This is a genomic window from Paraburkholderia sp. RL17-380-BIE-A, assembly GCF_046028085.1.
Lineage (GTDB): Bacteria > Pseudomonadota > Gammaproteobacteria > Burkholderiales > Burkholderiaceae > Paraburkholderia.
Genome location: NZ_JARESQ010000001.1, coordinates 245,209 through 258,957, shown reverse-complemented (window position 1 = coordinate 258,957; position 13,749 = coordinate 245,209). Strand labels below are relative to the sequence as shown.

The following is a 13,749-nucleotide window of genomic DNA, read 5'->3' as shown; positions in this document are numbered from 1 at the left end:
GCTTTTCCATTCGCGCTAGTCACGGCGCCTTCGCGGGCATGAACTTGAACGAAGGCGTCGGCACGAAGGAACCCGATACGTCGCCCGACATCACCTGGCCGCCGTCGATGGTCAGCTTCATCACGGGCGCGCCGGGTTTCAGATTCAGTTTGTTAAGCGGCACCCAGAACGTATCGGGCCGCGTCGACGAATCGAAGTAATACACGAGATTCTTCTGGTCGGACACGGTGCGCCAGATCGTCGATGAAATATTCGGCTGACCCGGCGTAGTAATCCCCAGCGGCACACTCACGGCGCGCATCACGCTCATCACGCCGGCCGCGGCCTGAAACGCATACGACTGTTGAGGCACGCCGGCAATATAGTTGGGATCGAGGTGCTTCGGAATGGCATCCATCAGAAACGATGCACGCACGAAGCGATCCGCCGCGCGATTCGTGCCCGGCAGGAAGGTGAGGCCGCCAACGCCTCGCCAATAGGTGTCGAGGGCGAGCTGTTCGCTATAGATAGGCGAATTGGTCATGATCTTGAATGCCTTGCCGTGATGGATCACGAGCTTGCCGTCGAGATATTCGAGAATCGCCGAGTCGCCCTGCGAATCCGAGAGCGCGAGGTGCAACGTCAACGGTTTGCCGTTGGGCAAGGGCGGTGCAATGATCTGAAACGGTTCGCGGCCGAGCGCATCGACTGCCTCGGCCACCGTGGCGAAATTATCGAGTGCATACTGCGCCCAGAGACTGATCGACATGGGCGGGCGCGACGCGTCAGGTTTGCCATAATCGGTTTCGGTCAAATAGAGCACGTTGGTCACGAGGCCGCGTTCGTTCATGCCGTCGACGCTGCCGATTTCATAGCCGGATACGACCACGCTGCCGTATTTCGACGTCCAGTGCGGCGTGCGCGGCCCCGCTGCGCCGTCGCGCTCGATCCCGGCGGGAAAAACCCAGAGGTTCGAGCGCATGTCTTCGGACCAATCCATCGAGCGCCCGGTTATCACCGTGCCGTCTTCGCCCACGTAGAGCGCGCGCGTGCAGCCGTTGGCGAGCGACGAGGCGAATAGGGCAAGCGCAGCGAGGACCGAACCGGCCACGGCATAACGGAGCTTGCGAAGCACACCACACATGACGATCTCCTTGAAACGGGCCCATGGGTATCCATTTCGAATCGGCGGGGCTCGCCGCCACGGAGAGAATAACGGATTCGTCGAGCGATGCTCAACCTGCGGCCAGCACGTTTAGCGCACGGGCGTACCACACGGCACGTGCGTCACGAGGCGCGCTTTCAGAATAGCTGGTGACGTCCATTCGAGGCACCTGCCTAACCGCCCGCATAGAGTGTGCGATTCAGGTTGGCAAGCTGACCGTCGTTCTCCGCCTGCACGAGTTCCTGGCGAACCTGTGCCCGCGTTTTCTGCGCGCTGGCGGTTGCGTTTGCGGACCATTGCGGCTGCTGGGCCGGCGCGATCTGCGAAGCATTCACATTGTCAGCGGGAGCCGGCAGCTTCGCGGCGTGAGCAAGACTTCCGAGCACACTGGCAGCCAGAGTAAAAGCGATCATAGAAACTTTCATATCGTTCTCCTTGAACGGTTGGATATGAGACGCCCGCAGGTCAGAAGCAAGGGCAGAGGTCAGTACTTGCCGGATTGCGATCGCTTCTGTGAAGCGGCGTTGATGTATTGAACCGTGCGGGCGTATCTGGCATGTGTCGGGAAAGCCGCGAATTGCAAGCTTGTGTATCGCCCTAATTCGCGGATACATTTCGACATGAAATCGTGGCTATTCCTTTTGCGCGAGCAATGCCTGAATCTTCGCTTCAGTCTGCGCATAGGCGCCTTCGCCGAAATGGGTGTAGACGATCTGCCCTTTTTTGTCGATCAGATAGAAGGCCGGCCAATACTGGTTCTCGTAGGCGTTCCAGGTCGCGTAACGATTGTCCTGGGCGACCGGATAAGTAATGCCGAAGCGCTTGAGCGCCGACATGACGTTTTCGGTGTCGCGTTCGAACGGATACTCGGGCGTATGCACGCCGATAACCGTCAGCCCCTGGTCTTTGTACTTCTGATGCCAGCTCTTCACATAGGGCAGCGTATTCACGCAGTTGATGCAGGTATAGGTCCAGAAATCGACCAGCACCACCTTGCCGCGCAGTTGCTGCAGCGTCAGTGGACCGCTGTTGAGCCAATTCGAAATACCGGTGAATTCGGGCGCGGGCGCATGGTTTTCGAACGGGTCCGCGGCGAGGGCAATGCTGGCAGCGGTTGCGGCGGCAATCACCGTGACGGCGGCGAGGGTTTTGATGTTGGGTCGGCAGAGCATGTCAGAGTCCTTTCAGGAAGAGGCAAGGAACGGCAATTCGCGCTTCAGCCGCGAATGACCGTATTGGAGCGTGCGCAGGTATCTGGCTTGTGTCGTCCAATCCGCGCGAGTGCAATGTTGTGTAACCGGCCGCCGTCCAGATACACTGCGACACAAATCGCCGTGCGCGCCAGGCTATAAAGCAGGCATTGCCAATCACGGAGAGCATCATGAGCGCCGACTTGCTGCATGGGTCCTGTCACTGCGGGGCCGTCAGATTCGAAGTGCGAACCCCGATCGTCCCCGCCGGGCGCTGCAACTGCAGCCTGTGCCGTCGTAAGGGCGCATTGATGACGCCGCTGTTTCCGGCGAGCCAGTTGAAGATTCTGAGCGGCGAAGACGCGCTGACGCTCTATCAATTCAACACGCGGGTGGCCCGGCATTTTTTCTGCAAGCACTGCGGTATTTATCCGTTTCATCAGACGCGCAAAGACCCGCTGCAGTGGCGCGTCAACATCGGTTGCCTGGAAGGCGTCGATCCGTATAGTCTGGAAGCAGCGGTTGCCGACGGCGCCAGCCTGTCCGTGCTGGAGGACGCATGAAACGCCTGCTCGCCATCCTCGTATTCGTATCCGGCGGTCTTGCCGCGGAACTGGCGCATCCGGTGCACTGTTCGCTGGTGGGTGCGAGCCGGACGCAGGTAAAACGCCAACGGAGATGATCCATTGATGGAAACGATCGACCACGTGCTGATCGTCGACGACGACCGCGGCATCCGCGAACTGCTCGCCGGCTACCTCGAGAAGAACGGCATGCGCGTCTCGCTCGCGGCGAACGGACGCCAGATGCGCGCGGTGCTGGAGCAGGGCGCGCCGGATCTGATCGTGCTCGATCTGATGTTGCCCGGCGAGGACGGTCTCGTGCTGTGCCGCGAGCTGCGGGCGGGCAAATTCCGTGCGGTGCCGGTGTTGATGCTGACTGCCCGAAACGAGGAAGCCGATCGCATTGTGGGCCTGGAGATGGGCGCCGACGACTATCTGCCCAAGCCGTTCGCCGTGCGTGAGCTGCTCGCCCGCATTCGCGCCGTGCTGCGCCGCGCGCGCATGCTGCCGCCCGGCATGCAGGTGACGGAATCCGCACCGATGCTGGCCTTCGGCGACTGGCGGCTCGACACCACCGCGCGCCATCTGCTCGACGCCGAAGGCACCATGGTGGCGTTGAGCGGCGCCGAATACCGCTTGCTGCGCGTGTTTCTCGATCATCCGCAACGCGTGCTGACGCGCGATCAACTGCTCAATCTCACGCAAGGACGCCAGGCCGATCAGTTCGACCGTTCGATCGATCTGATGGTGAGCCGTTTGCGCCAGCGCCTGCGCGACGTCGCGCGCGAGCCGCGTTACATCAAGACGCTGCGCAGCGAGGGCTATGTGTTTTCCGCGGCGGTGACTGCACTCGAGGACCCCCAATGAGCCGTTGGTCATGGTTGCGCTGGCCGCGCACGCTGTTCGCGCGGCTCGCGCTGATTCTTTTCGTCGGCCTCGCGCTCGCGCAGACGCTGTCGTTCTGGCTCACGCTGACCGAACGCGACCAGACCATGACCAACGTGATGATGGGCTACATCGAGCGCGAAGTGAGCAGTTCGGTGGCGCTGCTCGATCATTTGCCGCCCAATGAGCGCGCGCAGTGGCTGCCGCGGCTCGCGCGCCGCAGCTACGAGTTCATCCTCGGACCGGGCGTGCCCGGCGGACCGGTCGATGCGCGTCTGTCCGCACGCGTGGCGCAATCCATTGCGGACGGCATCGGCACCCGCTATCCGCTGACCGTGAATGCAGTGCCCGGTGACAACGAGCGCCTGCAGGTTCATCTGCGACTGAGCGATGGCTCACCGCTAACGATCGATATGCGCCCCATGTCGGGCGCGCCGCTGTCGCGCTGGCTGCTGCTTGTGCTCGCGCTGCAGCTCGCGGTGCTGGTTGCGTGCTGCTGGCTGGCGGTGCGGCTCGCGACGCGTCCGTTGCATCAGTTGGCGGTTGCCGCGGATACGCTCGGCCCCGACCTGAAGGCGGCGCGTCTGCCGGAAGACGGACCATCGGAAGTGTCGCGCGCCGCGCGCGCATTCAACGCGATGCAGGACCGCATCGCTACCTACATGACCGAACGCATGCAGATTCTGGCGGCGATTTCGCACGACCTGCAAACGCCGATCACGCGGATGCGCTTGCGCGTCGATGTCATGGACGACGACGAGCAGGGCGCGAAGCTGCGCCAGGATCTGCATGAGATGGAAAGCCTGGTGAAGGAAGGCGTGACCTACGCGCGCACGCTGCACGGCGCGACTGAAGTTCCATGCCGCGTCGATCCCGACGCGCTTCTCGACAGCCTCGTTTGCGACTACGTGGACGCCGGCCAGGCGGTCAGCCTGGAGGGACGGCTCGGCGTTTCGCTAATGACGCGTCCGCAGGCATTGCGCCGCATACTCGGCAACCTGGTGGACAACGCGCTGAAATTCGGCGGCACGGCCGAGATCACCGCGAGCACCTTGCCCGGCGGGCAGACGCTGATTACCGTGCTCGACCGTGGCCCCGGCATACCGGCGGAGTCGCTGGAGGCGGTGTTCGAGCCGTTCTACCGGCTCGAAGCCTCGCGTAATCGCGACACGGGCGGCACGGGCCTGGGCCTTGCCATCGCACGGCAACTTGCCATGGCGATGGATGCGACGCTCTCGCTGCACAATCGGCCCGGCGGCGGTCTGGAAGCGCGTTTGACGTTGCGGAACGTGCGCTAGACAGGTTCGCGTTCGAGCGTCGCCGCGCCGGCAGGGTGGCGTCAGCAATCGAGTATCAGCACGCCGGCAGCCCGATCTCAGCAATCGAGCATCACCGCGCCGGAGCCCGCCCTCAGCGATCGAGCGCCAGATATTGATGCAGCGACTGGATCGCCGCAGCGCCTTCCCCAACCGCGGCCGCCACACGCTTGACCGAGCCGCTGCGAACGTCGCCCACCGCGAAGATGCCTGGCCGGCTCGTCTCCAGATAATGCGGAGGACGCTCGGAAGGCCACTGGTGGAGCGCATCGGGGCCCGTCAGCACGAAGCCGTGTTTGTCGAGCGCGACGCAATCGCCGAGCCAGGCGGTACTGGGTTGCGCACCGAGAAACAGGAACACGTGACGGATCGGTTTTTCCTCGAGGTATCCCTGAGTGTCCCATTTGATCGACTCGAGCTGTGCCGCACCGTTCAGTTCGACAATCTGCGTGCGCGAATGAACGGTGATATTGGCGGTCGCTTCGATCCGTCTGATCAGATAGTTCGACATGCTCGCCTGGAGTCCGTCGCCGCGAATCGCGATATGAACGTGCCGCGCGAATCCCGAAAGAAACACGGCGGCCTGGCCGGCTGAATTGCCGCCGCCGACGATAACCAGTTCTTCGTTATTGCAGAACGCGGCTTCCATGAACGTCGCGCTGTAGTAGATTCCGCGGCCTTCGAATTGTTCGAGGCGCGGCAGCAGCGGTTTCCGATAGCGTGCGCCGGTTGCGATGACGACCGCGCTGGCATACACGTGCTCGTCGTAATTGAGGCGCAGGTGAAAGGGCGGCGCGCCTTCGCATTCAATGCCGAGCGCCTCGATCGGCACGCCAACTTCGGCGCCGAATTTCCGGCATTGAGACAGGCCACGACCGGCCAGGGCCTGGCCCGAAATGCCGGTCGGGAATCCGAAGTAATTTTCAATCTTCGAGCTGGTGCCGGCCTGGCCGCCCGGCGCCTTCGTGTCGAGCACCGCTACCCTCAATCCTTCGGAGGCCGCGTAGACCGCAGCCGCGAGACCGGCCGGTCCCGCGCCGACCACGACCACGTCGAACCGCTCGCCGTTCAGCCGGTCGGGACTCAGGCCGATCGCGTCGGCCACTGCGCGGTTGGTCGGCTGTTTGAGCACGGCGCCTTGCTGCGTGATGATCACCGGTATGTCGGCTTCGGTCGCGTCATAGCGTTCGAGCAGCGCGCCGGCTTCTTCGTGTTCGACGATATCGAAGTAGGCGAAAGGCTGAGCGTTGCGGCTCAAGAAATGCCGCAGAGCGAGCGTGCCCCACGACGCCGAGCTGCCGATGACCAGAAGCCCCCCATGCTGATCCTGAATGAACGCGACACGCCGCAGGATATAGGCGCGCATGATCGTTTCGCTCAGTTGCGCCTCCGCGACGACGAGCGCGCGCAGTGATTCCTCGTCGATCACGATCACCTCGCAATCGCTGGTGGCGCGTGCGGTCGAGACCGCGCCGCGGCCCGCGAGCGTGCCCACTTCGCCGGTGAAGCTGCCGGGGCCGTGCTCGCCAAGAACATGGCGCTTTTCTCCGGCGCCGCGCGTGACTTCGATCGTTCCGGAGACGATGGTGAACATGGGGATGTGCCGGTCGCCTTCCGAGAACAGCATGTCGCCCGCTTTCAGGCGGCGCCGTTCACCATAGCGCTCCAGCACCGCAAACTGACCTTCATCGAGCCTTGGAAAAATCTGATGATGACGGCTGCCGCCTGCCACCAGGTCTTCGAGTCTGCTTGACGATTTATGACCCATTGCATGTTCCGAATAGAGGACGCGTAGTGCGACCGTACGTGAGCTTGCCGCCAGATATCGCACCGGCGCAAGCATTCTGCATTACCGGAAACGAAGGCGGACCGCAATATCCGCAGAGATTGTGCGCCTGAGTCCGGTGCTCGGTAAAGTGCGGAAAAGAGGGGTATCTTGCTCGCGGCGCGCATCGGCAGAACGATCACCGTGATGATGCTGCTCACACTCTTCACGTTGTCAAGCCGTGTCCCGACGACGAAAAAAATCCTCCGCGAATTTCTTTTCTTTATTTATATCCGCGTTGCATTGATTGTCCCGTCACCTCAGGTATATATCTTCACATCAATTAGCTTCTGTCATATCTGTCGAGGTAGATTGTCCTCGAATGTTTTTCCGGAGAGCATCACATATGGTCAAGCACCGAATCCGTGCTGCCTTCCTATGCGCGGTAATCGCGATGTTTGCGCAGACATGTCGGGCGCAGTACACCACCGACTGGTTGGCGAACACATTCGGCACGCTCGCCGCGCACGTGGGCAACACAGCACGCTCGATGTGGGTCGCGCCTGAAGGCGTGATCTACACGGCTTCACTGTGGGACGAAAACGCGGGCGGCGTCGCGATCTACCGCAACGCTCAGAGCATCGGCTCGATCGGAACGCATGCCGACTTTCAGGGCAGCGCCATTACCGGCAATGCCACGTCGATCTTCGCAGCGTTGCAGTACAACAGGTCGTTCGGCAGCGGGTCGGTGGGACGCTACAACCGGGCCACGCAAACGCGCGACCTCGTCATTCCCGTCAGCGTGTGGACCGGCATACCGCATGCGGATGTCATCACCGGCCTCGCGACGGCGGGCTCGCTGCTGTATGCGAGCGACTTCTTCGGCAATCGCGTGCGGGTCTTCACGACCGACGGCGTCTGGCAGCAGGACATCAAGATAGCGAGTCCCGGCGCACTGGCGCTGGATAGCGCCAGCAATCTCTGGGTCGCGCAGCAGAGCGCGGGCACGATCGTCCAATTCAGTCCGGCTGGCGCGTTGCTGAATACGATTCAGATGCCCGCTGCGTCGCGGCCGTCCGCAGTCTATTTCGATGCGGCGTCCGGGCAACTCATGGTCGGCGACCAGGGGCCGGACATGAACATCAAGCGCTACACCATCGCGGGCACGCCGACGCTCGCCGGCACGTTCGGCATTCAGGGCGGTTATCTCGACACCACCAGCGGTATCAAAGGTCAGGTGGGCGACAAGCGCTTCACACGCGTGGTCGGCATCGGCAGGGACGCCGCCGGCAACCTCTATGTGCTGAACAACCCGTGGGGCGGCGGCTGGGACCTCGGGCGCAACGGCGCCACCGACCTGCACGCATACGACACGGCCGGCAATCTCGAATGGAAGCTGCAGTCCCTCAACTTCGAGTCGATCGCGGCGCCCGATCCGTCGACGGACGGCGCCTACTTCTACAGCGGCATGCACATTTACACCGGCACGGCGGGCGGCACGTTCGTCGCGAACACGGTCGATCCGTTCACGTATCCGTCCGACCCGCGCCTGAACATGAACGACACGCAGCGCGGCCAACACTTCGGCCAACTGGTCACGGTCGGCGGCAACCGGATTCTGGTGGCGTCCGGACAGAACCCCGGCATCTTCAACTTTTTCCATTTCAACCCGGCGAGCGGCTATATCGCGATACCGGACGTGTCGATTCCGGGCACGGCGTTCAATACGGACCGTCAGGTCACGGGCGGGTTTTGCATCGACAGCAGGGGCGACGTGTGGGCCGGTCTCGACCGCACGAATCACATTTATCACTATCCGCTGAGCGGTTTCGACGGTAACGGAAAACCTTCGTGGGGTCCGGCGGTCACGATCTCGATTCCGCAGAGCATCCGGCCGCTCACGCGCATCATTTACCTCGCGGAGAGCGACACCATGATCCTTGCGCAAGGTATAGCCGGAAGCTGGGACTGGACGGCCATGCAATCGAGGATCGAGGTGTATCACGGCTGGAGCGCGGGCAACACCACGCGGCCCGATCCGGTGATCAATCTGACCAGCGCCAATCCCAAGTCGATCACGGCGGCGGGCAATTATCTGTTCGTCGGCTACGTGCATACCGTGCCCAATATCGACGCCTTCAATCTCACTACCGGCCAACTCGTCACCACGCTGGTCAATTCGAGTCCCGCAACCGTGGATGTCGGCAACGACGTCGATTCGATGTACGGCCTGCGCGCGTATCTCAGAGCCGCGGGCGAGTACGTGATCACGAAGGACAACTACAACGGTTCCAGTATCGTGGTGTATCGCTGGACGCCCTGAGGCCGTGCGCTCGTGCGCTCGTGCGCCCGGTGATTGAACGACACCCTATCGGATAAGATACGGCCCGCGCCGCATTTTTCCGAATAGAAGGAGTGTTTTCAATGATCCAACCGAGCAACGTATTCAAGGACAACCTCGCGCAGATGCCCGGCATCGAGGGCATCGCGCGTATCGACCTGGTCGACGGCAAGGGCGCCGTGGTGGCCAGTATCGAGAACAAGCCCGGCAAGCAGGGCTCGCTCGCGGTGTACAACTATCTGCAGCAGACGTTCGGCACGCTCGACGCCAGGGCGGCCGAGCACGGCCTCGTGGTGTTCGCCGAGCACACCGCCGACGCGCGCAATCGTCCGGGCGCGCACCCGAACGTCGACATCCTGCTCGCTATCGCGGCGGGCGGAGAAGCGCTGCGTATCGACGTCGTCGCGGCAGGCTGAAGGCTATAATTTCGCCACCTCACCCGGAAAGCCCTCTCTTCGATGTCGAGCATCGCCAAGCTTCTCTCCATACTCGAACTCTTTTCCGAAGGGCGGCCCTTTCTCTCCGCGGAAGAGGTGGCTGCCGAGCTCGACTGCTCGATTCCCACCGCCTATCGCTATGTGCGTGAACTGGTGGAGTCGGGCATGCTGGTGCGCTTCTCCGGGGGCGAATATGGACTCGGTCCGCGCATCATCAAGCTCGACTACAACCTGCGCATGTCCGATCCGTTGCTGAAGGTGGGGCAACCCATCATGCGCGAACTGAGCGAGCATTCGGGCTTCGATGTGGTGATGTCGCGCTGGTACGGCGACGAACTGGTGGATACGCACCGCGAGAGCCTCGATTCGAAGCTCGATCTGCGCTATGGGCGCGGGCGTCCCCGGCCGTTGTTTCTCGGCGCCGCGCCGAAGGCCATTCTCTCGACCTTCCCGAAGGCGAAGCTCGCGCTGCTGTTCGAGCGGCACGCCACAGACATCGCAACCAGCGGGCTGGGCCCGAGCTTCGAAGACTTTCGTTCCGCCTTGCACAAGATTCGCCGGGCAGGTTTCTATCTGTCGAAGGGCGAACTCGAAGCAGGCGTCTCGGCTATCGCCGCGCCGCTTTTCACCGACGATCAGGGCGAAGCCGTCGGCTCGCTCGCGCTGATCGTGCCCACGCCGCGGCTCGAATTCGTGAACCTGGAGCGGCTTGTCGAATTGATTCGCGAAGCCGCCGCCCGCACGTCGCAGCGCACGCGCGCAGTGATTTCCGGCTGAGCGCGTTGCCGGCGATGTGTCGGTGTCTACGCCGGCAGCGCCACGCTGCCGTGCCGACTCATGCCGCGCCACGCCGGCACTCCGCCACGCACCGCCACGCCGGCTGATCCATCGCGACGTCGCTTCACGCAACGGCATCGCCACGCATCAGGCGATGCCCATTCGCTTTGCCATCTCCGCTTCCCACTCCGCGCGCGGGCGAAAGCCCGGCAACCCGCGCGCATGCCGTTCCACCGATGCCATCAGTTGCGCATCGGGCAGCGAGAAATCCACGGCCACGCGCATCGGCTGATCCACGTACCACGGCGTGTCGATAAACAACTCCAGCCGGTTTCCCTCCGGATCGCGCGCATAGAACGAGATCGCGTTGCCGTGCGTGACCGGCGTGATCTCCTTCGCGTCTTCTTCGATAAAGCGCCGGTAGAAGCGCTTCAGCGACGCCAGGCTGTCCGCCTCGAATGAAATCTGGTTGATCGGATTGAACGCGAGGTGCTCGGGCCTGCCGCTCGCCAGCACGATCTGATGATGCACGGCCGGATCCCGGCTCAGGAATACCAGACGTACGTCGCCACGCGGCGTCGACAGACTGCCGCGGTCGGTCACGGTGAACTCCAGCACGCGTGTGTAGAAGTCTTCGACCCGCGCCATGTCGCTCACGTAAAAGCCCATGTGGCTGAGCGACAGGCCGGGGCGCCTGGTCTTGGTCGATGTCATGTCTTCCTCCTTGGTAGTGATAAACCCTGATGAAAAGTATCTTGTAGATCTCGTTTTTATCAGTGTATTCTCAAATAACGATAAAAACATCAAAAGAAAAGCCAAATTTTTCGAAGCGATCGTTTCTTTTTATCCACGGAGCAACATGAAACTCGTCAGCTTTTCCACCCATGAAGGACCGTCCTTCGGCATCGTCCGGGATCAATCGGTGATCGATCTCGGCAAGCGCCTGAACGGACGCTTTGCAGATCTCAAGGCCCTGATCGCCGCCGATGCGTTCGACGAAGCCCGCCGCCTCGCGACAAGCGGCGCGAGCGACTATCCGTTGAACGAGGTGACACTCCTGCCGGTCATCCCGAACCCCGGGCAGATCTTCTGTGTGGGCCTCAACTATGCGGAGCACGTGAAAGAGACCAACCGTGAGACGACCGAGAACCCGGTGATCTTCATGCGTGTGCCGGCCTCGCAGGTCGGCGCCGGCCAGCCGATGCTGCGGCCGTCCGAGTCGACGCAGTTCGACTACGAAGGCGAGATTGCCGTGATTGTCGGGAAAGGCGGGCGGCGCATTGCCGAGCAGAACGCGTGGGAGCACATAGCGGGCTACGCCTGCTACAACGACGGATCGATCCGCGACTGGCAGCGCCACACCGGGCAGTGGGGGCCGGGCAAGAACTTCTACCGCACCGGCGCATTCGGTCCGTGGATGGTGACGAGCGACGAGATCGAACCCAACGCCACGATGACCCTGAGCACGCGCCTGAACGGACAGGAAGTGCAACGCGCCACGACCGACATGCTGATTCACGGCATCGCCAGACAGATCGCCTATCTGTCGACCTTCACGCCACTCGCACCCGGCGACGTGATCGTGACCGGCACGCCGGGCGGCGTGGGCGCGAAGCGCAATCCGCCGCTCTTCATGAAAGCGGGCGACGTGGTGGAGGTCGAAGTGGACCGCGTCGGCATTCTGTCCAACCCGATCGCCGACGAGGCCTGAGCGCGTTCGGCCGGCGCGCTCGCGGGTTCGCCGCGCCGGCCCATCATTGAAGGCGGAAATCCATGTCACAGCCAATCCCCAACCCCGACGCTTGCGAATACGACGTCGCCGTGATCGGCCTGGGCCCGACCGGCGCCACGCTCGCCAACCTGCTCGCGCTCGACGGTTTGCGCGTGCTGGTGCTCGAACGGGACCAGGACATTTTCGCGCTGCCGCGTGCCGTGCACTTCGACGCGGAATGCATGCGTGTATTCCAGACGATCGGTCTCACCGATACCTTGCTGCCAAACCTGTTCGTCGGACCCGGCATGAAGTTCGTCGACGCGGCCGGCCGCTTGCTGATCGACTGGCAGCGGCCTACCGGCGTAGGTCCGCTCGGCTGGTGCGCGAGCTACAAGTTCCATCAGCCCGATCTCGAACGCGCTCTGCGTGCGCAGCTCGCGAAACAGCCGACCATCGACGTGCGCCTGCGGCACGAAGCCTTCGCGCTTGATCAGACCGCCCACGGCGTTGCGCTTCGCTTCGAAGACACCCGCACGGGCAAGCTCGGACGAGCCACCGCGCGCTACGTGGTGGGCTGCGATGGCGCGCGCTCCATCGTCCGGCGCTTCATGGGCACCGAACTCGACGATCTCAAATCGCACGAGCGCTGGGTCGTCGTGGATGTGTTGCTCGACAAGCCGCGTCCCGACCTCGGCGACTACTCGATCCAGTATTGCGACCCCACGCGGCCGAGCACCTATACACGCGGGCCGAACAATCGTCGCAGGTGGGAACTGATGGTCATGCCAGGCGACGACACGTCGAAGCTTTCATCGCCCGAGTGGCTGTGGGACAGGCTCGCTCGCTGGGTGACGCCGGCCGATGCCACCCTCGAACGTTCAGCGGTGTACACGTTTCACTCGGTGGTGGCGAAGGGCTGGCGCAACCAGCGTCTGCTGCTCGCCGGCGACGCTGCGCATCAGACGCCGCCGTTCATGGGGCAGGGCATGGCGGCCGGCATCCGCGACGCGAGCAACCTTGCGTGGAAACTCGCCGCGGTGATTCATGGCGAAGCGGACGACACGCTGCTCGACACCTACGAATCGGAACGCTCGCCGCATGTGCGCGAGTTCATCGAGACCGCCGTGCAACTCGGCGCGGTAATCCAGACCACGCCTTCGCACCCTGCCGATCCCGATGCCGCCGCCGGCGAAACGAGCCGGGCGATCCGCGCTTTCGTGACTCCGCAGCCGCTGCTGGGCGAGGGCGCGCATCTCGGCCCCGCTCAGCCGCAGGCAGGCAGCATCGCCGCGCAGCCGCGACTGTCCGATGGACGCCTGCTCGATGACGCCATCGGCTACCGCTTTGCGCTCGTGGCGTTACCGAAAATCCTGCATGACCAGCCCGGCCTCGCCGAACTCGCGGCGCTCACGGACATGGCGCTTGTCGCCGATGGCTCCGCGGCGCTCGGCGCGTGGCTCGCTGAGATCGGCGCGAGCGCCGTGCTCATCCGGCCGGATCGCTACATACACGGCGTGGCCCATGACGATGCATCGTTGCAGGCATTGCTGTCGCACGCGTTCGCGGCTTTGCCGACCGAACACGCTTGAAGGTGTTGCCGGCAGTCACATACGTACT

14 protein-coding genes are annotated in these 13,749 nt (G+C 63.0%); 9 read left to right on the top strand and 5 right to left on the bottom strand.

The genetic code is table 11. The annotated features are described in order from the left end of the window. Nucleotides 1-19 precede the first annotated feature (19 nt). The 3 genes from P0D68_RS01195 to P0D68_RS01185 form a co-directional block, all read right to left on the bottom strand. Nucleotides 20-1,123, bottom strand: coding sequence for a linear amide C-N hydrolase (locus P0D68_RS01195; RefSeq protein ID WP_408295688.1), 1,104 nt, complete (start codon nucleotides 1,121-1,123; stop codon nucleotides 20-22). A 194-nt stretch (nucleotides 1,124-1,317) separates the two neighbouring features. Next, nucleotides 1,318-1,569 (bottom strand): DUF4148 domain-containing protein, encoded by a 252-nt coding sequence (locus P0D68_RS01190; protein ID WP_408295685.1) that lies wholly within the window; start codon nucleotides 1,567-1,569, stop codon nucleotides 1,318-1,320. Nucleotides 1,570-1,776: 207 nt separating this feature from the next. Beyond that, entirely contained in the window at nucleotides 1,777-2,316 is a 540-nt protein-coding gene (locus P0D68_RS01185; RefSeq protein WP_408295682.1) for a thioredoxin family protein, read from the bottom strand. A gap of 209 nt (nucleotides 2,317-2,525) precedes the next feature. On the opposite strand from P0D68_RS01185, the gene P0D68_RS01180 reads away from it, so the two are divergent. Genes P0D68_RS01180 through P0D68_RS01165 form a run of 4 tightly spaced genes read left to right on the top strand, consistent with a single transcriptional unit; the run spans nucleotide 2,526 to nucleotide 5,080 of the window. Next, complete coding sequence (locus P0D68_RS01180) at nucleotides 2,526-2,897, top strand: GFA family protein (RefSeq protein ID WP_091807408.1); 372 nt, start codon at nucleotides 2,526-2,528, stop codon at nucleotides 2,895-2,897. After that, entirely contained in the window at nucleotides 2,894-3,016 is a 123-nt protein-coding gene (locus P0D68_RS01175; protein WP_286162180.1) for a hypothetical protein, read from the top strand. The genes P0D68_RS01180 and P0D68_RS01175 overlap by 4 nt, the downstream gene beginning before the upstream one ends. A 7-nt stretch (nucleotides 3,017-3,023) precedes the next feature. Beyond that, complete coding sequence (locus P0D68_RS01170) at nucleotides 3,024-3,764, top strand: response regulator (RefSeq protein WP_091807411.1); 741 nt, start codon at nucleotides 3,024-3,026, stop codon at nucleotides 3,762-3,764. Next, complete coding sequence (locus P0D68_RS01165; protein WP_408295678.1) at nucleotides 3,761-5,080, top strand: sensor histidine kinase; 1,320 nt, start codon at nucleotides 3,761-3,763, stop codon at nucleotides 5,078-5,080. Before P0D68_RS01170 ends, P0D68_RS01165 begins: the two co-directional genes overlap by 4 nt. A gap of 112 nt (nucleotides 5,081-5,192) precedes the next feature. Here P0D68_RS01165 and P0D68_RS01160 read toward each other — a convergent pair whose 3' ends face one another. Next, a complete protein-coding gene (locus tag P0D68_RS01160; protein WP_408182727.1) occupies nucleotides 5,193-6,866 on the bottom strand; it encodes an FAD-dependent oxidoreductase in 1,674 nt (557 codons plus the stop codon). A gap of 403 nt (nucleotides 6,867-7,269) precedes the next feature. On the opposite strand from P0D68_RS01160, the gene P0D68_RS01155 reads away from it, so the two are divergent. The 3 genes from P0D68_RS01155 to P0D68_RS01145 all read left to right on the top strand — a co-directional run bounded on the left by P0D68_RS01155 (nucleotide 7,270) and on the right by P0D68_RS01145 (nucleotide 10,418). Then, complete coding sequence (locus tag P0D68_RS01155; protein ID WP_408295675.1) at nucleotides 7,270-9,186, top strand: SMP-30/gluconolactonase/LRE family protein; 1,917 nt, start codon at nucleotides 7,270-7,272, stop codon at nucleotides 9,184-9,186. A gap of 101 nt (nucleotides 9,187-9,287) precedes the next feature. Then, nucleotides 9,288-9,620, top strand: coding sequence for a DUF2322 family protein (locus P0D68_RS01150; protein ID WP_408295672.1), 333 nt, complete (start codon nucleotides 9,288-9,290; stop codon nucleotides 9,618-9,620). A gap of 42 nt (nucleotides 9,621-9,662) precedes the next feature. Next, on the top strand, nucleotides 9,663-10,418 hold the full coding sequence (locus P0D68_RS01145) for an IclR family transcriptional regulator (protein WP_408295669.1): 756 nt from the start codon (nucleotides 9,663-9,665) through the stop codon (nucleotides 10,416-10,418). Nucleotides 10,419-10,565: 147 nt separating this feature from the next. Here P0D68_RS01145 and P0D68_RS01140 read toward each other — a convergent pair whose 3' ends face one another. Then, nucleotides 10,566-11,132, bottom strand: a complete 567-nt coding sequence (locus P0D68_RS01140) for a VOC family protein (protein ID WP_091807425.1) — start codon at nucleotides 11,130-11,132, stop codon at nucleotides 10,566-10,568. A 145-nt stretch (nucleotides 11,133-11,277) separates the two neighbouring features. Here P0D68_RS01140 and P0D68_RS01135 point away from each other — a divergent pair, with 145 nt between their 5' ends. Together P0D68_RS01135 and mhpA are read left to right on the top strand one after the other, a co-directional pair. After that, nucleotides 11,278-12,129, top strand: a complete 852-nt coding sequence (locus P0D68_RS01135) for a fumarylacetoacetate hydrolase family protein (protein WP_408295903.1) — start codon at nucleotides 11,278-11,280, stop codon at nucleotides 12,127-12,129. Between the two features lie 62 nt (nucleotides 12,130-12,191). Further along, nucleotides 12,192-13,721, top strand: a complete 1,530-nt coding sequence (gene mhpA, locus P0D68_RS01130) for a bifunctional 3-(3-hydroxy-phenyl)propionate/3-hydroxycinnamic acid hydroxylase MhpA (RefSeq protein ID WP_408295666.1) — start codon at nucleotides 12,192-12,194, stop codon at nucleotides 13,719-13,721. The last annotated feature ends 28 nt before the right edge of the window (nucleotides 13,722-13,749 follow it).

Coding starts and splice junctions, on each gene's coding strand:
- P0D68_RS01195 (WP_408295688.1), bottom strand. CDS start 1,123: ATGTGTGGTGTGCTTCGCAAGCTCCGTTATGCCGTGGCCGGTTCGGTC.
- P0D68_RS01190 (WP_408295685.1), bottom strand. CDS start 1,569: ATGAAAGTTTCTATGATCGCTTTTACTCTGGCTGCCAGTGTGCTCGGA.
- P0D68_RS01185 (WP_408295682.1), bottom strand. CDS start 2,316: ATGCTCTGCCGACCCAACATCAAAACCCTCGCCGCCGTCACGGTGATT.
- P0D68_RS01180 (WP_091807408.1), top strand. CDS start 2,526: ATGAGCGCCGACTTGCTGCATGGGTCCTGTCACTGCGGGGCCGTCAGA.
- P0D68_RS01175 (WP_286162180.1), top strand. CDS start 2,894: ATGAAACGCCTGCTCGCCATCCTCGTATTCGTATCCGGCGGTCTTGCC.
- P0D68_RS01170 (WP_091807411.1), top strand. CDS start 3,024: ATGGAAACGATCGACCACGTGCTGATCGTCGACGACGACCGCGGCATC.
- P0D68_RS01165 (WP_408295678.1), top strand. CDS start 3,761: ATGAGCCGTTGGTCATGGTTGCGCTGGCCGCGCACGCTGTTCGCGCGG.
- P0D68_RS01160 (WP_408182727.1), bottom strand. CDS start 6,866: ATGGGTCATAAATCGTCAAGCAGACTCGAAGACCTGGTGGCAGGCGGC.
- P0D68_RS01155 (WP_408295675.1), top strand. CDS start 7,270: ATGGTCAAGCACCGAATCCGTGCTGCCTTCCTATGCGCGGTAATCGCG.
- P0D68_RS01150 (WP_408295672.1), top strand. CDS start 9,288: ATGATCCAACCGAGCAACGTATTCAAGGACAACCTCGCGCAGATGCCC.
- P0D68_RS01145 (WP_408295669.1), top strand. CDS start 9,663: ATGTCGAGCATCGCCAAGCTTCTCTCCATACTCGAACTCTTTTCCGAA.
- P0D68_RS01140 (WP_091807425.1), bottom strand. CDS start 11,132: ATGACATCGACCAAGACCAGGCGCCCCGGCCTGTCGCTCAGCCACATG.
- P0D68_RS01135 (WP_408295903.1), top strand. CDS start 11,278: ATGAAACTCGTCAGCTTTTCCACCCATGAAGGACCGTCCTTCGGCATC.
- mhpA (WP_408295666.1), top strand. CDS start 12,192: ATGTCACAGCCAATCCCCAACCCCGACGCTTGCGAATACGACGTCGCC.